Source organism: Rathayibacter festucae DSM 15932, assembly GCF_004011135.1.
Classification (GTDB): domain Bacteria; phylum Actinomycetota; class Actinomycetes; order Actinomycetales; family Microbacteriaceae; genus Rathayibacter; species Rathayibacter festucae.
Window position 1 is genome coordinate 924,955 of record NZ_CP028137.1, and the last position, 16,983, is coordinate 941,937.

Genomic DNA, 16,983 nt, shown 5'->3' on the forward strand with positions numbered 1-16,983 from the left:
AGGAAGCCCCATGGACTTCGGAGTCGTCCTCCAGACCAACCCGCCCGCCTCGCGCACCGTCGCGCTCGCCGTCCTCGCCGAGACCTACGGCTTCGACTACGCGTGGACGTTCGACTCGCACCTGCTCTGGCAGGAGCCGTACGTCATCTACTCGCAGATCCTCGAGAAGACCCACCGGATCACCGTCGGCCCGATGGTCACCAACCCGGCGACCCGCGACTGGACCGTCATCGCCTCGCTGCACGCGACCCTCAACGAGATGTACGGCAACCGCACCGTCTGCGGCATCGGCCGCGGCGACTCCGCCGTCCGCGTCACCGGCGGTGCTCCCACCACGCTGAAGACGCTGCGGGAGTCGATCCACGTCATCCGCGAGCTCGCCAACAGCCGCTCGGTCGAGTACAACGGCTCGACCCTGCAGTTCCCGTGGAGCCGCGGCTCCTCGCTGGAGATGTGGGTCGCCGCCTACGGACCGCTTGCGCTCAAGCTGGCGGGGGAGACGGGCGACGGGTTCATCCTGCAGCTCGCCGACCTCGACATCGCGCGCTGGATGATCCAGACCGTGAAGGACGCGGCGGCGAACGTCGGCCGCGACCCGGAGTCGCTGCAGTTCTGCGTCGCGGCGCCGATGTACATCGGGACCGACCGCGCGCACATGTACGACCAGTGCCGCTGGTTCGGCGGGATGGTCGGCAACCACGTCGCCGACATCGTCGGCCGCTACGGCACGTCGGGCGCCGTCCCGCAGGCGCTCACCGACTACATCGCCGGGCGCGAGGGCTACGACTACAACGAGCACGGGCGGGCCGGCAACTCGCACACCGCGTTCGTGCCCGACGAGATCGTCGAGCGCTTCTGCGTCCTCGGCACCGCCGACGAGCACATCGCGAAGCTGACGGCGCTCGCCGAGATCGGCGTCACGCAGTTCGCCGGCTACCTCCAGCACGACAACAAGGAGGAGACGCTGCGCGTGTACGGCGAGCGCGTCATCCCGGCCCTCGGCCCGCACATCGTGGCGAAGGCATGAGGTCGCCGGCCGCGACGCGCGGGGTCCTGCTCGGCGCGGCCGGGCTGCTCCTGCTCGCGGTGCTCTGGGAGGTCTACAAGGCCCTCGGGCCGGAGACCGGCGTCGTGATCCAGGGCGTCACCGTGCTCCCGCGCACCAGCGCCATCGCGATGCCGCACCTCTGGGAGATCGCCGGCCGGCTCGCGGAGCCGATCACCGGCGCCCGCGACGCCCCGGTGCTCTGGCTCGCGGTGCTGCAGGCCAGCGCCTTCTCGCTCGGGGTCGCGGCCGTGGGCTGGGTCGTCGGCGTGGTCGTCGGGCTGCTGCTCGCGGTGCTGATGCAGCGCTTCCGCACGGCCGAGTCCGCGGTGCTGCCGTGGATCGTGCTGAGCCAGACGGTGCCGCTGATCGCGATCGCACCGCTGGTGCGCCGCTGGGGCTCGCAGCTCGAGCTCGGCGCCTTCACCTGGGAGAACTGGATGTCGGTGGCGCTGATCGCCTCCTACCTCGCCTTCTTCCCGGTCTCGATCGGCGCGCTGCGCGGACTGAACGCGCCGTCGGCGCACCAGGTCGAGCTGATGCGCGTCTACGGCGTCGGCTGGTGGAAGACGCTGCTGCGGCTGCGCCTCCCCGCGAGCGTGCCGTTCCTCCTCCCGGCGCTGCGGCTCGGTGCCGTCAGCGCCGTGATCGGCACCGTCGTCGCCGAGGTCTCGATCGGCCTGCGCGGTGGCATCGGCCGGATGATCATCGAGTTCGCCTCCTCCGCCGGGGGAGACCCCGCCAAGCCCTGGGCGCCGATCCTGGGCGCGGTTCTGGTGGGCCTCGCGGCCGCCGGTGCCGTCGGCCTGATCGGCACCGCCCTCCGTCCGTTCCGCAGAGGGGAGCAGCCCGCATGAGCGCTGCCGAACCGGCCGTCGTCGTCGACTCCGTCACGAAGACGTTCACCACGAAGAAGAGCACGAGCGTCACCGCGCTCGACACCGTCTCGCTCGAGATCGCCGCGGGGGAGTTCGTGTCGCTGATCGGGCCCTCCGGCTGCGGCAAGTCGACGCTGCTGCGGCTGATCGCCGACCTCGACGAGCCGACCTCGGGCACGATCTCGGTGTTCGGCAAGACGGCGCGGCAGGCGCGGCTCGACCAGGAGTACGGGATCGCGTTCCAGCAGGCGGGGCTGCTGCCCTGGCGGAGCATCCGCGCGAACATCGCGCTGCCGCTCGAGCTGCACGGCGTCGGCGCCACGGCCCGCCGGTCGCGGGTCGACGAGCTGCTGGCGCTCGTGGGACTCGGCGACTTCGCCGACTCCTATCCCGACCAGCTCTCCGGCGGGATGCAGCAGCGGGTGGCAATCGCGCGCGCCCTCGCGGAGAGCCCGCGGCTGCTGCTGATGGACGAGCCCTTCGGCGCGCTGGACGAGATGACGCGCGAGCGGATGCAGACCGAGCTGCTGCGCATCCGGAGCGAGACGGGGGCCGCCGTGGTCTTCGTGACGCACTCGATCCCGGAGGCGGTGTTCCTCTCGGATCGCGTCGTCGTGATGTCGCCGCGGCCCGGACGGATCCGGGACGTGCTGCGGATCGCGCTGCCCGACTCCTCCGAGCGCGAGGCGGGGGTGCGCGAGGACGCGGCGTTCTTCTCGGACGTCGGGGCCGTGCGCGAGCTGCTGCACGGCGACGCCGCCGCGGTGCCGCGCGGGGTGGAGAACCGGTGAGCAGCCCCGCGCTCGCCCGGGCGGTCGTCGCGCCGCTCGTGCTCGGCGTCGCGGCGCTGCTGCTCTGGCAGGTCGGCGTCACGGCGCTCGACGTGCAGCCGTTCGTGCTGCCGTCGCCGCTCGCGATCGGGGCGGAGTTCGCGCAGAACGCGGGCTCGGTCCTGGCCGGGAGCCGGGTGACCGGCGGCAACGCGCTGATCGGGCTCGTCGCCGGGGCGGTGCTCGCGGTGCTCGTCGCCGGGGTGTCCGCGCTGGTGCGGGTCTTCGACGGGCTGGTGGCGGCGATCGTCGCCGCCGCGGCCGTCGTGCCGATCGTGGCGCTCGCTCCCGTGCTCTACACGATGTTCGGCGCCAACGTCGAGACGGCCCGGCAGCTCGTGGCGGCGCTCGCGGTCTTCGTGCCGGTGTACGTCAACACCCTGCGCGGGCTCCGGCAGGCCGCTCCCGTGCACCGCGATCTGATGCGCGCGTACGCCGCCTCGCCGTGGCAGACAGCGCGGACGATCACGCTGCCCGGGGCGGTGCCGTTCTTCTTCACGGGGCTGCGGATCGCCTCCTCGCTCGCCGTGATCTCGGCGCTGGTCGCCGAGTACTTCGGCGGGCCGATCGGGGGCCTGGGCAAGTCGATCACCTCGGCGGCGTCCGGCAGTGACTACGCGCTCGCCTACGCCTACGTGCTCGGGGCCGTGCTCGTGGGCCTCGTGTTCTACTGCGTCACCGCGGGCCTCGAGGCGCTCGCGCTGCGGCGCAGCCACGCGCGCTGAGGCGCGTCCCTCCACTCCCGCCGGCTCCCGCCGGACGGGCACTTCGGCACCACCCGAACGCACCACCCGCACACTGCACGCGCACCATCCGCACCACGGCACTCGCTCCATCCGCTCCACCGCTCCATCCGCTCCACGGCTCCATCCGCACCACGGCACTGACGGCCCGCCCGGGCCGCATCCCGCACCGCACCGCACCAGGAGGAACAGTGAACAGACGCACGCGCATCGCGATGACGACCACGGCGGGACTCGCCGCCGTCGGCCTCGCGCTCACCGGCTGCAGCGCAACCAGTGACACCGGCTCCGGAGCCTCGGGGGACTCGGGCGATCTCACGCCCGTGACCCTGCAGCTCCAGTGGGTCGCCCAGGCCCAGTTCGCCGGCTACTACGCCGCCGTCGACCAGGGCTACTACGAGGACGAGGGCCTCGACGTCACCATCGCCGAGGGCGGCGGCGACATCGTCCCGCAGGACGTCCTCGCCTCCGGAGACGCCGACTACGCGATCTCCTGGGTTCCGAAGGTGCTCGGCTCGATCGAGAACGGCGCGAACATCACCGATGTCGCGCAGATCTTCGAGCGCAGCGCCACCACGCAGATCTCCTTCAAGGACAAGGGCATCACCTCGCCCGCCGACCTCGCGGGCAAGCAGGTCGGCAGCTGGGGCTACGGCAACGAGTGGGAGCTCTTCGCCGGCATGCAGAAGGACGGGGTCGCGCTCGACGACATCTCGCTCGTGCAGCAGCAGTTCGACATGAACGGCTTCCTCGCGGGCGACATCGACGCGGCGCAGGCGATGACCTACAACGAGTACGCGCAGGTCCTCGAGTCGACGAATCCGGCCACGGGCGAGCTGTACACGCCCGACGACCTCAACGTGATCAGCTGGAACGACGTCGGCACGGCGATGCTGCAGGACGCGATCTGGGCCGACGCGGACAAGCTCTCGAGCGACGACGCCTACGCCGAGCAGACCGTCGCCTTCATCAAGGCGTCGATCAAGGGCTGGATCTACGCGAAGGACAACCCGCAGGAGGCGGCGGACATCGTCACCGCGGCCGGCTCCACGCTCGGCACGAGCCACCAGCTCTGGATGACCAACGAGGTGAACAAGCTGATCTGGCCCTCGACCAACGGCGTCGGCATGATCGATCAGGCGGCCTGGGACCAGACGGTCGACATCGCCAAGACGACGGAGAACGAGACCGGCGCGACCATCATCAGCGACGACCCGCCGGAGACGGCCTACTCGAACGAGTACGTCGAGAAGGCGCTCGCCGAGCTCGCGGACGAGGGCGTCGACACCAGCGGCGCCGACTACGAGCCGATCGAGGTGACCCTGGAGGAGGGCGGCGCCTGACGCGCCCCCTTCCACTGACCACCCTCTCCATTCCGGAGAAGTTGCGGTAGTCGATCCCGGCTACCGCAACTTTTGCGTGTTGACTCTCTGCTTCGCCGCGGCGGCGGAAGCGGGACTCTGCGACTCCGCGGCAGTTGCGGTAGTCGATCGCGACTACCGCAACTTTTGAGGAGTGGGGGTGCGGGGCGTCGGCGGGATCCGCCGGACCTCCGCCCGGGCGTGGCGCGGGGGACTAGGCTCGATCCTCGTGACTACTTTCAAGAAGACGCCGTTCACCGTGAACGTGCGCGACATCGTGAACCGCCCGGGGGAGATGCGCGAGCACCGTCTCGACCTCGAGGCGCCCGAGGCCTTCGGCGAGGGCATCGTCGCCGTCCGCCAGGGCGCGCCGCTCGATCTCGACGTCCGGATCGAGTCGGTGCACGAGGGCATTCTGGCCAGCGTCCAGGTGTCCGCGGAGGCCGTCGGCGAGTGCAGCCGCTGCCTCACTGACATCTCCCTGCCTGTCGATGTCGAGTTCCAGGAACTTTTCGCGTACTCTTCTGACGAAGCTTTCGACTATGAGGTTCACGACGACCACGTGGATCTTGAACCTCTGGTCAGGGATGCGGTGGTGCTGTCGCTGCCGTTCCAGCCGGTCTGCCGGCCGGATTGTCCGGGCCTCGACCCTGTCACGGGGGAGCGGCTGGCCGAGTCCTCCGTGTCCGAGCCCGAGGCTCCGCGCGACTCCAGGTGGGCCGCGCTCGCCGGGTTGGGCGAGTCGGGGACCGGTGGGGCCGCAGCGCCCGGAGCTTCCGCAGACAGTGGTGCCGGCGCCGAGCCGCGCACCGAAGACGACCGAACCTGATCAGCCCCGCCTGATCCGACCGAGCTAGAGAAGAGAGAATCATGGCTGTTCCCAAGAGGAAGAAGTCCCGCGCGAACACCCACGCTCGTCGTTCGCAGTGGAAGGCGGAGGTCCCGCCCCTGGTGAAGACCGTCGAGAACGGCAAGACCGTCTACAGCCTCCCGCACCGCGCCAAGGTCGTCGAGGACTCCGCGGGCACCGCGCTGTTCCTCGAGTACAAGGGCCGCAAGGTCGCGAACGTCTGATCCAGTCCCTTCGGCTCCGCGTCGCCCCGCGACACGAGCCGTGCGGTCCATGGTGAACCAGACCTCTGCCTCACCCTCCAGCGACGACCGGTCGCGTCTGGAGGCCACGCTCGGCGTGAGCCTCGACGGTGAGCTCTTCGAGCTCGCCCTGACGCACCGGTCGTTCGCTTTCGAGCACGGCGGCCTCCCGCACAACGAGCGCCTCGAGTTCCTCGGCGACTCGATCCTCGGGCAGGCCGTGACCGTGATGCTCTACACCGAGTACCCCGCGCTGAGCGAGGGCGACCTGGCCAAGCGCCGGGCGAGCCTGGTCTCGACCGTGGCTCTCGCCGAGATCGCCCGCGGCATCGGCCTCGGCGAGCACCTCCGCCTCGGCCGCGGCGAGGAGATGACCGGCGGCCGCGACAAGTCGTCGATCCTCGCGGACACCGTCGAGGCGATCATCGGCGCGGTCTACCTCGGCACCGGTCCGGACGCGGCCCGCGACCTCGTGCTGCGGCTGATCGCCCCGCTGACCGCGGATCCGCTGCGCTTCGGCGTCTCGATGGATCCGAAGACGAGCCTCCAGGAGGCGGCGGCCGAGCGCGGCGCGCCCGCGCCCCGCTACGAGATCGCGGCGACCGGGCCGGACCACAGCAAGGTCTTCGTCGCCACCGTCATCGTCGGCGGGCTGGTCACCGCGCGCGGCGAGGGGACGAGCAAGAAGGCGGCCGAGATGGCCGCCGCTCTCGACGCCTGGACGCGCCTCTCGGCGACGGCACCCGGTGAGCCGGTCGCGCCCGCCGCTCCGATCGAGGGTTGACCGTGCCCGAGCTGCCCGAGGTCGAGGTGGTGCGGGCCGGGCTCGCTCCCGCCGTCACCGGCTCACTGGTGACGAGCGTCGAGATCGTCGACGAGCGCTCGCTCAAGCGCCATGTGCACCCGCTCGGCTCGTTCGAGGGGCTGCTCGTCGGGCGGCGGCTGCGCGGCGCGGTGCGACGCGGCAAGTTCCTCTGGCTGCCGGCCGGTCGCGACGAGGCGCTGCTCGTGCACCTCGGGATGAGCGGGCAGGTGCTGCTGCAGACGGCCGACGCCGCGCTCGCGAAGCTGACCCGCATCCGGATCGGCATCGAGCATCCGGAGCACGGCGAGCTGGCCCTGCACTTCGTGGACCAGCGGATCTTCGGCTCGATGGCGATCGACTCGCTGGCTCCCACCGCGGACGGCGCTCCTGGCGGCTACGCCGGCGACGACGCGGTCGACGGCGACTGGCTGCGGGCAGTGCCCTCTCAGGTCGCGCACATCGCCCGCGATCCACTCGACCCGTTCTTCGACCTCTCGGCCGTCCTCGCCGTGCTGGCCCGCCGGAACAGCGGCATCAAGCGCTCCCTGCTCGATCAGACGCTGGTCAGCGGCATCGGCAACATCTACGCGGACGAATCGCTGTGGGCGGCCGAGCTGCACCCCGAGACGCCGAGCTCGACGCTGACCGAGGCGCGGATCCGCCGCCTGTTCGCCGAAGTCCGCTCGGTGCTCGAGCGCGCGCTGGCCGAGGGCGGCACCAGCTTCGACGCCCAGTACGTCAACGTGAACGGCGCCTCCGGCTACTTCTCGCACAGCCTCAACGCCTACGGGCAGACCGGCAAGCCCTGCCCGCGCTGCGGCGAGCCGATCGTGCGCGTGCCGTTCATGAACCGCTCGTCGCACCTCTGCCCGCACTGCCAGCGGCCGCCGCGCTGAGCGGCTCAGGGGCCGAGAATCGGGAAGAACCGAAGAACGTGCGTCCTCGCTCGCCTTCAGCGAGCAGCGGTGACGACCGCCTCGAGTCGCGGCCGAACCGACTCGGCCATCATGCTGATCTCTCGTTGAGCGATGCCGTTGGCCCGGGCGGACTCCTGCCAGGGCGCCAGCGACTCGGCGATCCGGACCATCCGCTCACGGCCTTCCCTCGCCGAGAGACTGAATCCTTCAGCCAGCGCGATCAGCGCCTCCGCCTCGTCAGGCGGTGCGTCGGCTCCCATGATCGAGGTGGAACGAGCACGCCACGGATCAGGGTTCGGATTCACGTCGAACGCCGGGCTCAGCCTCCACGCGCCGCGCTCAGCGAGGAAGCCGTGATTCCGCAGGTGGTCGTCCGTGTTTCCGAGTGCCACGCTCGCGACGATGCGGTCGAAGAGCTCGTGATGGTCTGCGCGCGGCGAGAAGGAGAGATCGCGGATGGCGTCGGAGAGTTCGGCGTAGTCCCGGTGTTCGCCGTCGGAACCGCTGAGAGCGGTCATCGCGCTGATGTAGCCGATCCGCCGGCCGTCCTCCGTGCGGTCGAACCGGCGCAGGATCAGCACGCTGCGTTCGCCTACGCGGCTGAGTCTCCGGTGGGGCGTTCGAAGACCCGCGCGATCCAGCAGGTCCAGGGCGGTCGATTCCCAGGCCATGACGTCCCATTCGTCGCTTCCATGGGGGAACTTCGCGATCGCCAGCGAGCCGTCCTCGAGGCGCACCGACGCCTTCGGTCGCGCCCCGCCCAGACCGGTCGTCCCCGTGTCGAGAAGCTGCTTGACCGCGCGGCTGGGGTCCTCGTCCGCGGAGACGTCGTCCGCGGCACGCAGGAGCGTCGGCAGGGACAGCAACGGGGGGACCGTCGAGGGCTCCCCGCTGAACGCTGCGCTGCCGGGAAGGCGGTAGCGGAGTGCGCCCTGCCGGGTGTCGTCACTCACGCCGAGAAGGAAGTCGACGTCGTCGAGGCGGCGGGGTGCGCGGTTCTCCTCGCGCGCGCGGATCCGCTCGGCCTTCTCGACGAGGTTGCGTCCCCAGCGGTCGGGGGCGCTGTCGGAGAAGGCGCGGACGAGGCCGGTCTGATGTTGCGAGCCGCTCACGAGTGGCAGCACAGGGTCGATGCTCGTACCTCCGCTTGTGAGGTAGTCGGCGTCGTAGAGGAAGGTCGTGGAGACCTCGCCTCGCGTGCGGGTGAAGTGCGCTCGACCGACCGGCCGGGAGCGGCCGTTCTCGTCGACCAGAACGTCCACGGTGGTCATCGGGCACGTTTCTTCGTCAGACGGCCGGCGCGCAGTCGGCCGATGTCGCTGGCGAGGGGGTCGGTAGCGGCGATGGTCTGATCGAGCACTCCGAGGGCTCGGAGGACCTGAGCGACGCTTCCGAAGCGCACACCGGGGTCACCCGCCTCGATCTTGTGCACTGTCGCGCGAGTGATGCCGGCGCGCTCCGCGACCTGCTGAGCGGTCAGGCCCAGCACCATGCGCCAGCCGCGTACGTTCTCACCGAGCTCTGCGAGCTGCGAGTCGATTCGGTAGCCGGGCATCCTGTTCCTCCAACGCTATGGTCGGAATACTACGCACAACGCTGTGGTGTGCAAAGGAACGTATGCATAACTGGGGAAAGGAAGGCAGGACCCGGCGAGGTCAGGCCGCGGCCTGACGCGGCGGAGCCGGGTCAGGCCGCGGCCTTCTCCTCCGCGGGGGTCGCGTGCTTCACGTGGGCGATGAGGTGGCCGAGGAGCGAGGCGATCAGGGTGATCGCGGCGGCGATGGCGAGGCCGAGCCAGAGGCCGACGTTGAGTGCCAGGGCGCCGACTCCGGCGCCGGCGGCGATCAGGACGACGGCGGTCGCGCGGCGGAACCAGGGCTGGCCCTTGCCGCCACCGAGGCGGGAGTCGGCGGCGAGGCCGGTGATGGTCGAGGTGACGACGACCGTGGTGACGTCCTTGACCGCGATGTGGCGGGCGGTCGCGGCCTGGAGGCCCATCGCGAGGCCCAGCACGCCGGTGACGGTCAGGGCCAGGGGCTCGGGGTGCTCGGGGACGACGCCGAGGACGACGGCGAGCACGGCCATCAGCAGGCCGACGACGGTGAAGAGCCAGGAGGAGCGGGTGGTCCAGCCGGCCTTCACCGGGCGCAGGACGCGGCCGCCGATCGCGGCGCCGAGCATGAAGCCGGCGAGGGCGATGATCGGGCCGACGATCGGGAGGTCGTCGGCGCCGGCGAGCGCCATGCCGAGGATGACCACGTTGCCGGTCATGTTGCCGGTGAAGACCCGGTCGAGGCCGAGGTAGCCGACGGCGTCGATGATGCCGGTCGAGAAGGTCAGGGCGAGCATGAGGCCGAGGTGGACGTTGTCGGTGCGCGTGCGCAGGCGTCGGAACACGGGGGTCCTGTCGTCGGAGGGGTGGGCGGGCACCGTGAGATGCCACTTGTGAGCGCCTCCGTCGGCGTGTCGCGTGCACAAGTGGCATCTCGCGGGAGGGAGCGAGGGTGGTGCGGGGCCGATACTGCCATGGATGCGGCGGGCGGCCGGGACACGAGGGCGCAACACGGCGCCGCTACTGTCGGACGGAGTGCGGGGCGGGCCCGCGCGGAGAGGCGGCCATCGTGCAGGACGTGCAGAGGCGGGACGCGCAGGAGCGGCCTGCGCAGGAGCAGTCGGCGGTGCGGGCGGTGCAGCCCGGGGAGGGACTTCCGGAGGGGGTCGAGTACCTGCCGGCCGGTCCGGGATCGGTGCTGTGGGGGCGGCTGCCCTGCGGGAGCGACCGGGCGGTGCTCACCGTGGACTCCGGTGCGGAGGTCGTCATCGACACGCTGAGCCACGAGGGGGTCCTGGAGGATCAGGGGCGGGATCCCGTCGCGTTCTTCGGGGCGCACGGTGTGGCTCCCGAGGGGGTGCTGCGCGACGCGACCGAGCTCGCCGCGGCCGGGCCCTTCCGCGACACCGCCGTCGACGGGCCGCACGTGGTGACCGGTCCGATCGCGGTGCGCGGCGCGCAGCCCGGCGATCTGCTCCGGATGACGCTGCTCGAGGCCGAGCCGCGCGTCCCGTACGGCGTGATCTCGAACCGGCACGGGCGCGGCGCGCTGCCGGGGGAGTACCCGCTCGCTGCCGGCCCGTTCAGCGCCTTCGCTCGGGTGGAGGAGGGCGCCGACGGCATTCGCCGGGGCGTGCTGCCGCTGACTCCGGGCGGTGAGCGCTCGGCGCGGTTCGAGCTGCACCCGTTCCTCGGGATCATGGGCGTCGCGGTGGCGGGCGACGAGCGGCCGCACTCGGTGCCCCCGGGTGCGCACGGCGGCAACATCGACATCTCGCTGCTGACGGCGGGCACGAGCGTCTATCTGCCGGTGCAGGTGCCGGAGGCCCTCGCCTACGTCGGGGACCCGCACTTCGCGCAGGGCGACGGCGAGGTCGCGCTGACCGCGATGGAGGCGAGCCTGCGGGTGCGGGTGCGCTTCGAGGTGATCCCGCGGGCGGAGGCGCTCGCCGCGTTCGGCGAGATCGCCGGGCCGCTCGGCGAGACGGCCGAGTTCCTGGTGCCGACCGGGATGGACGAGGACCTCGACGTCGCGGTGCAGAACTGCGTGCGCGCGGCGATCGCGCTGCTCCAGGCCCGCTACGGGATGGACGCGAGTCTCGCCTACGCGTACCTCAGTGCCGCGACGGACTTCAACATCTCGCAGGTCGTCGACCTGGTGAAGGGCGTGCACGCCCGCGTGCGGACGGCGGACTTCGATGACTGAGCAGCACGGCCCTGATCCGCGCGTCACGACGCTGGAAGGCGAGCTGCCCGACGGGCTCGTCGACGCGGTGCTCGCCTACGAGGCCGCGCTGGCGGCCGACGACGTGCCGGCGCTCGCCGACGCCTTCGTCCGCGAGCCGACGACGCTGCGCGGCGACGCCTCCGGGCTGCTCGTGGGGCACGAGGCGATCACGGGGTTCCGCGGGCGGCGCGGTGGGACGCCTCCGCGGGCGCTCGCCGAGCTGCACGTGCGGGCCCTCGGGGCGGACGACGCGCTGGTCGTGACGGTGAACCTGCCGGCCCGTGGCGGGCGCGGGCTGGTGACGCAGCTGTGGACACGTGACTCCGGAACCTGGCGGGTGCGCGCCGCGCAGGTGCAGGCGCCCGCGCCGGCGCTCGATGCGCGGGTGTGGCGGGCGGTCGGGGCGCCGCTCGTGCCCGCCTCCGCGTCGGGGCCGCTCGACGGGCTGGACGTGGCGGTGAAGGACCTGTTCGCGATCGAGGGGCAGCGGATCGGCGCGGGGATCCCCGTGCGCCTGACGGAGGCCTCCGTGGAGCGGTCGACCGCGCCCGCTGTCGCGATGCTGCTGGCCGCGGGAGCGTCGGTGCGCGGGATCGCGCAGACCGACGAGTTCGCGTACAGCATCGCGGGCCGGAACTCCGGCTACGGGACGCCGCCGAACCCGGCGGTGCCGGGGGCGATCCCCGGTGGCTCCTCGAGCGGACCCGCGACCGCGGTGTCGCTCGGGCAGGCGGCGGTCGGGCTCGCGACGGACACGGCGGGGTCGATCCGCGTGCCCGCGTCGTACCAGGGGCTCTGGGGGCTGCGGACGACGCACGGAGCGGTGCCGGTCGAGGGGCTGCTGCCGCTCGCGCCGAGCTTCGACACGGTGGGGTGGCTGGCGCGGGATCTCGGGACGCTGCGGAAGGTCGCCGCGGTCGCGCTGACCGGGCCCGCGGAGTCGCCCGCGGATGGGTTCGTCGTCTGCGACGCGCTGCTCGAGCGGGTCGACGCGCCGGTCGCGGCCGCGTTCTCGGCGGTGGTCGACGGGCTCGGGGCCGAGCGGATCGAGCTGCCGCCGCTGGCGGAGATGTTCGAGGCGTTCCGGCTCGTGCAGGCGGCGGAGGCGTGGGCGTCGGACGGTGCCTGGGTCACCGCGCACCCGGGCGTGCTGGCGCCGGACGTGCAGGCGCGGTTCGATGCGGCGGCGCGGATCGACGCGGAGACCGAGGCGGCGGCGCGGGAGCGGGTCGCGGTGTTCCGCGAGCGGCTCGACGAGGCGCTCGGCGGACGGGTGCTGCTGCTGCCGTCGGCGTCGTCGGTCGCGCCGGCGCTCGACGCGTCGGCCGAGGTGATCGATGCGGCTCGGACGGCGACTCTCGGGTTGACCTGTCTCGCGGGGATCGGCGGGTATCCGGCGCTGTCGGCGCCGCGGCTGAGCGTCGGCGGGCGACCGGTGGGGCTGTGCCTGGTCGGTCCGCGCGGGGCGGATCGGGCGCTGCTGGAGCTGGCGGCGGGACTCTCGAGGTAGGCGGGTCTCGATACGCCCGCGATGCGGGCTACTCGACCAGCATGAAGGGCAGCTCATGCTGGTCGAGTAGGCGCCGCAGGCGCCGTATCGAGACCTACCGACGCCGAAACATGGGCGAAACGTGTGTTGCAGTAAGGTCGGAACCTGAAACAGGTGTTTCTGCACGTCCGACTGCGAAGAAGGTGGCTCCCATTCCGACCGCGCCCGCGATCTCGACGTTCCTCCCCATCGACCCGCCGCCCCGGCTGCTGATGGGCCCCGGCCCGATCAACGCCGACCCGCGCGTGCTCCGCGCGATGTCCGCGCAGCTGGTGGGCCAGTACGACCCGTTCATGACCTCGATGATGAACGAGACGCAGGAGCTCTACCGCCGCGTCTTCGCCACCTCGAACGAGAAGACGATGCTGGTCGACGGCACCAGCCGCGCCGGCATCGAGGCCGCGCTCGTCTCGATGCTCGAGCCGGGCGACAGAGTGCTCGTGCCCGTCTTCGGCCGCTTCGGACATCTCCTCCGCGAGATCGCCGAGCGCTGCGGCGCCGAGGTGCACGTGATCGAGGCGGAGTGGGGCCAGGTGTTCCCGGTCTCGGTCATCACCGAGGCGATCGAGCGCGTGCGCCCGAAGGTGCTCGCGGTCGTGCACGGCGACACCTCGACGACGATGGCGCAGCCGCTCGAGGAGCTCGGCGCGGTCTGCGAGAATCACGGCGTGCTGTTCTACACCGACGTCACCGCGTCGCTCGCGGGCAACGCGTTCGGCGCCGACGAGCTCGGCCTCGACGCCGTCTCGGCCGGCCTGCAGAAGTGCCTCGGCGGGCCCTCCGGCTCCGCTCCCGTCACCTTCTCCGAGCGCGCCGTCGCCGTGATCGAGGCGCGCAAGAGCATCGAGGCCGGGATCCGCGACGAGGGCGACGCGGTCAGCGCGCACCCGGTCCGCTCCAACTACTTCGACCTCGGCATGGTCTTCGACTACTGGGGCCCGCGCCGGCTCAACCACCACACCGAGGCCACGACGATGCTCTACGGCGCGCGCGAGTGCGCCCGGCTGATCGTCGAGGAGGGCCTCGACACCACCATCGCGCGGCACGAGCTGCACGGTGCGGCGATGCTCGCCGGCGTCCAGGGGCTCGGCCTCCGCGTGTTCGGCGACCTCGCGCACAAGATGAACAACGTCGTCGCGGTGCACATCCCGGACGGCGTGAACGGCGATGCGGTGCGCGGCGCGATGCTGGAGGACTTCGGCATCGAGATCGGCACCTCCTTCGGGCCGCTGCACGGCAAGGTCTGGCGGATCGGCACCATGGGCTACAACGCCCGCCAGGACACGGTGCTGACCACTCTCGCCGCGCTCGAGGCGGTCCTGCGGCGCGCGGGCGCGACCGTCGCTCCGGGCGGCGGCGTCGCGGGCGCGTACGGCGTCTACGACTCGGCACGGGGAGGCGCGGCGTGAGCGTCGTCGACGCCGCCGCGATCATGGCGCGCTGCGACGAGCTCGCCGCGGTGTCGAGCACCCGCGGTGCGATCGAGCGCGTCTACCTCTCTCCCGAGCACGCCCGCGTCAACGCGATGGCCGCGCGCTGGATGGAGGACGCCGGCATGCGCACCTGGCAGGACGCGGCCGGCAACCAGTGCGGCCGCTACGAGGGCGCGACGCCCGGGCTGCCCGCGCTGCTGCTCGGTTCGCACCTGGACACCGTGCCCGATGCGGGGCGCTACGACGGGATCCTCGGCGTGATGCTCGCGATCGCCGTCGTCTCCCGGCTGAACGCCGCGGGCACGCGCCTGCCGTTCGCCGTCGAGGTCGTCGCGTTCGGCGACGAGGAGGGCACCCGCTTCGGCACGGCCCTGCTCGGCTCCCGCGCGGTCGCCGGCACCTGGGACGAGCACTGGTGGGAGCTGGAGGACGCGCACGGCACGACCCTCGTCGAGGCGTTCCACGAGTTCGGTCTCGACCCCTCGCGCATCTCGACCGCGGCGCGCGACGCGGCCGACGTCCTCGCCTACCTCGAGACGCACATCGAGCAGGGCCCGTACCTGGAGGAGGCGGACCGCGCCCTCGGCGTCGTCTCCTCCATCGCCGGGGCCCGCCGCTTCGCGCTGACCCTCACCGGCAAGGCCGGGCACGCGGGCGGCGTGCCGTTCGACCGCCGCCGCGACGCGCTGACCGGGGCCGCCGAGGCCGTGCTCGCCGTCGAGCGCATCGCCCGCGAGCACGGGGCGATCGCCACCGTCGGTCGCCTCGAGGCGTTCCCCGGCGCGGTCAACGTCATCCCGGGCCGGGTCGAGTTCTCGCTCGATCTGCGGGCCGAGTTCGACGACGTCCGCGACACCGTCTGGGACGGGATCGAGCACGCGATGTCGGAGACGGCCCGCCGCCGCCGACTCGCGCTGACCGTCGAGGAGACGCACGGAGCGCCCGCCGTCGTCGCGGCCGACTGGCTGCAGGACGTCGTCCGCACCGGAATCCGCGCGACCGGCGACGCGGAGCCGATGGTGCTGTTCTCCAAGGCCGGGCACGACGCGATGGCGATCGCCGACCTCACCGAGTACGCGATGCTCTTCGTCCGCTGCGAGGGCGGCGTCAGCCACCACCCCGAGGAGAACGTGACCGAGGCCGATGTCGCGACCGCGCTGGACGCCTTCGAGGCGGCGGTGCACGCGTTCGCCGAGGCGCGGGCAGGACGGGTGTGACCGCCTCGGCGCCGATCGCCGAGCACCGCACCGACGCCTCCGCACCGAGCATCGGACACCGGATCGACGCGGGCTACGCCTCGCTCTCGCGGCAGGAGCAGCGCGCGGCCGACTTCATCCTCGACCACCTCGGCGACCTCGCCAGCTACACCGCCACCGAGCTCGCGCAGCACAGCGGAGTCTCGAAGGCCACGGTCTCGCGGCTCTTCCGCCGGCTGGGCTTCTCCAACTCGCAGGAGGTGCGCGAGCACGCCCGCGCGCTGCGCAGCTCCGGGGTGCCGGTCGGCCCGGCCTCGGCCGGTGCCCCCGCCGACGCGCTGGCCGCGCACCTCGAGAGCGAGCACGCGAACCTCCGCCGCCTCGCCACGACCTTCGCCGACGGGCGGCTCGAGGAGTCCGTCCGACTGCTCTCGGGCGCCCGCGAGGTCGTCGTGATCGGCCTGCGCAACAGCTACCCGGTCGCGCTGCACCTGCGCCAGCAGCTCGCCCAGGCGCGCGCCCGGGTGCGGATCGCGCCGCAGCCCGGGCAGTCGCTCGGCGAGGAGATCGCCGGGCTCGGCGCGGAGGACGCGGTGGTGCTGGTCGGCTTCCGGCGGCGGCCCGCCTCCTTCGCGGCCGTCGTCGAGGTGCTGGCCGCGCACGGGGTGCCCGTCGTGCTGCTCGCCGACGCTCACGCACGGCGCTTCGCGGATCGCTGCGCCGTCTGGCTGGAGTGCCCCGTCGACAGCGAGGCGGCCTTCGACAGCTACGCAGCGGCGATGAGCGCGGTCGCCGTGCTGGCCGCCGGGGTGCTCGGCGCAGTGCCGCGGGAGTCGCGCGAGCGGATAGCGGGCATCAGCACGCTCTACGCCGAGCTGGCGGAGCTCGAGGAGCGGCCGTGAGCGCCGAGGCGGCCGAGCTGATCCGGGCGCACGCGCGGCATCCGGTCGGGCGCGACGACGCGATGCCGGCGGAGGTGCTCGGCCGCGCCGAGCTGCTCACCCCGACCTGCGGCGACCGGATCGAGGTCCGGGTCTCTGGAGATGCGGCGGCGCTGGCGATCAGCTGGAGCGGGCGCGGCTGCGAGGTGTCGCAGGGCTCCGCGTCGCTGCTCGCGGACGAGCTCGACGGGCTCGACGCGGTGACGGTCCGCGGGCGCGTCACCGCCTTCCTCGACGCGATGGCGGCGCACGACGCGGTGTCCGGACGCGGGGCGGAATCGGTCGCGGACGGGCCGCTCGGCGACGAGGCGGCGCTGCTGCTGGTCGCCGCGAACCCGGTGCGCTCGGTCTGCGCCACGCTCGCTTGGCGCGCCCTGCGCGACGCGCTCGACGAGAGCGGGCTCGGATGACCGC

At 72.4% G+C, this 16,983-nt stretch carries 18 protein-coding genes; 15 read left to right on the forward strand and 3 right to left on the reverse strand.

All coding sequences use genetic code 11. The annotated features are described in order from the left end of the window. Positions 1-10: 10 nt before the first annotated feature. From C1I64_RS04325 to mutM, 9 genes are all read left to right on the forward strand, one after another. Positions 11-1,027 (forward strand): TIGR03842 family LLM class F420-dependent oxidoreductase, encoded by a 1,017-nt coding sequence (locus C1I64_RS04325; protein WP_123735494.1) that lies wholly within the window; start codon positions 11-13, stop codon positions 1,025-1,027. Next, entirely contained in the window at positions 1,024-1,902 is an 879-nt protein-coding gene (locus C1I64_RS04330; RefSeq protein WP_127886314.1) for an ABC transporter permease, read from the forward strand. Before C1I64_RS04325 ends, C1I64_RS04330 begins: the two co-directional genes overlap by 4 nt. Continuing rightward, the gene (locus C1I64_RS04335; RefSeq protein WP_123445677.1) at positions 1,899-2,714 is read left to right on the forward strand and encodes an ABC transporter ATP-binding protein; all 816 of its coding nucleotides are present in this window, start codon (positions 1,899-1,901) and stop codon (positions 2,712-2,714) included. The genes C1I64_RS04330 and C1I64_RS04335 overlap by 4 nt, the downstream gene beginning before the upstream one ends. Further along, positions 2,711-3,478 carry an ABC transporter permease gene (locus C1I64_RS04340; RefSeq protein ID WP_127886315.1) on the forward strand — a complete coding sequence of 256 codons (768 nt, stop codon included), beginning with the start codon at positions 2,711-2,713 and terminating at the stop codon, positions 3,476-3,478. Before C1I64_RS04335 ends, C1I64_RS04340 begins: the two co-directional genes overlap by 4 nt. A gap of 209 nt (positions 3,479-3,687) precedes the next feature. After that, positions 3,688-4,839: an ABC transporter substrate-binding protein gene (locus C1I64_RS04345; RefSeq protein ID WP_244209400.1), complete on the forward strand. Its 1,152-nt coding sequence runs from the start codon at positions 3,688-3,690 to the stop codon at positions 4,837-4,839. 247 nt (positions 4,840-5,086) lie between these two features. Then, positions 5,087-5,686: a YceD family protein gene (locus C1I64_RS04350; RefSeq protein WP_372487848.1), complete on the forward strand. Its 600-nt coding sequence runs from the start codon at positions 5,087-5,089 to the stop codon at positions 5,684-5,686. Between the two features lie 41 nt (positions 5,687-5,727). Then, positions 5,728-5,931, forward strand: coding sequence for a 50S ribosomal protein L32 (gene rpmF, locus C1I64_RS04355; RefSeq protein ID WP_123445680.1), 204 nt, complete (start codon positions 5,728-5,730; stop codon positions 5,929-5,931). 49 nt (positions 5,932-5,980) lie between these two features. Then, positions 5,981-6,733, forward strand: coding sequence for a ribonuclease III (rnc, locus tag C1I64_RS04360; protein WP_127886316.1), 753 nt, complete (start codon positions 5,981-5,983; stop codon positions 6,731-6,733). 2 nt (positions 6,734-6,735) lie between these two features. Beyond that, positions 6,736-7,650 (forward strand): bifunctional DNA-formamidopyrimidine glycosylase/DNA-(apurinic or apyrimidinic site) lyase, encoded by a 915-nt coding sequence (gene mutM, locus C1I64_RS04365; protein ID WP_127888451.1) that lies wholly within the window; start codon positions 6,736-6,738, stop codon positions 7,648-7,650. 56 nt (positions 7,651-7,706) lie between these two features. Here the strand turns inward: mutM and C1I64_RS04370 are convergent, their stop codons facing one another. From C1I64_RS04370 to C1I64_RS04380, 3 genes are all read right to left on the reverse strand, one after another. After that, positions 7,707-8,942 (reverse strand): type II toxin-antitoxin system HipA family toxin, encoded by a 1,236-nt coding sequence (locus C1I64_RS04370; RefSeq protein WP_127886317.1) that lies wholly within the window; start codon positions 8,940-8,942, stop codon positions 7,707-7,709. Next, entirely contained in the window at positions 8,939-9,226 is a 288-nt protein-coding gene (locus C1I64_RS04375; protein ID WP_123735501.1) for a helix-turn-helix domain-containing protein, read from the reverse strand. Before C1I64_RS04375 ends, C1I64_RS04370 begins: the two co-directional genes overlap by 4 nt. Before the next feature lie 131 nt (positions 9,227-9,357). Beyond that, a complete protein-coding gene (locus C1I64_RS04380; RefSeq protein WP_311316352.1) occupies positions 9,358-10,068 on the reverse strand; it encodes a YoaK family protein in 711 nt (236 codons plus the stop codon). Between the two features lie 233 nt (positions 10,069-10,301). On the opposite strand from C1I64_RS04380, the gene C1I64_RS04385 reads away from it, so the two are divergent. The 6 genes from C1I64_RS04385 (at position 10,302) to C1I64_RS19965 (ending at position 16,979) form a co-directional block, all read left to right on the forward strand. Beyond that, on the forward strand, positions 10,302-11,429 hold the full coding sequence (locus C1I64_RS04385; protein WP_167492510.1) for an acetamidase/formamidase family protein: 1,128 nt from the start codon (positions 10,302-10,304) through the stop codon (positions 11,427-11,429). Next, positions 11,422-12,960 (forward strand): AtzH-like domain-containing protein, encoded by a 1,539-nt coding sequence (locus C1I64_RS04390; RefSeq protein WP_127886318.1) that lies wholly within the window; start codon positions 11,422-11,424, stop codon positions 12,958-12,960. The genes C1I64_RS04385 and C1I64_RS04390 overlap by 8 nt, the downstream gene beginning before the upstream one ends. A 251-nt stretch (positions 12,961-13,211) precedes the next feature. Further along, positions 13,212-14,408, forward strand: coding sequence for a pyridoxal-phosphate-dependent aminotransferase family protein (locus C1I64_RS04395; RefSeq protein WP_127888454.1), 1,197 nt, complete (start codon positions 13,212-13,214; stop codon positions 14,406-14,408). Beyond that, entirely contained in the window at positions 14,405-15,649 is a 1,245-nt protein-coding gene (locus C1I64_RS04400) for an allantoate amidohydrolase (protein ID WP_243586621.1), read from the forward strand. The genes C1I64_RS04395 and C1I64_RS04400 overlap by 4 nt, the downstream gene beginning before the upstream one ends. Next, positions 15,646-16,530, forward strand: a complete 885-nt coding sequence (locus C1I64_RS04405) for a MurR/RpiR family transcriptional regulator (RefSeq protein WP_243586622.1) — start codon at positions 15,646-15,648, stop codon at positions 16,528-16,530. The genes C1I64_RS04400 and C1I64_RS04405 overlap by 4 nt, the downstream gene beginning before the upstream one ends. Further along, positions 16,527-16,979: an iron-sulfur cluster assembly scaffold protein gene (locus tag C1I64_RS19965; protein WP_164874436.1), complete on the forward strand. Its 453-nt coding sequence runs from the start codon at positions 16,527-16,529 to the stop codon at positions 16,977-16,979. Before C1I64_RS04405 ends, C1I64_RS19965 begins: the two co-directional genes overlap by 4 nt. Positions 16,980-16,983: the final 4 nt, after the last annotated feature.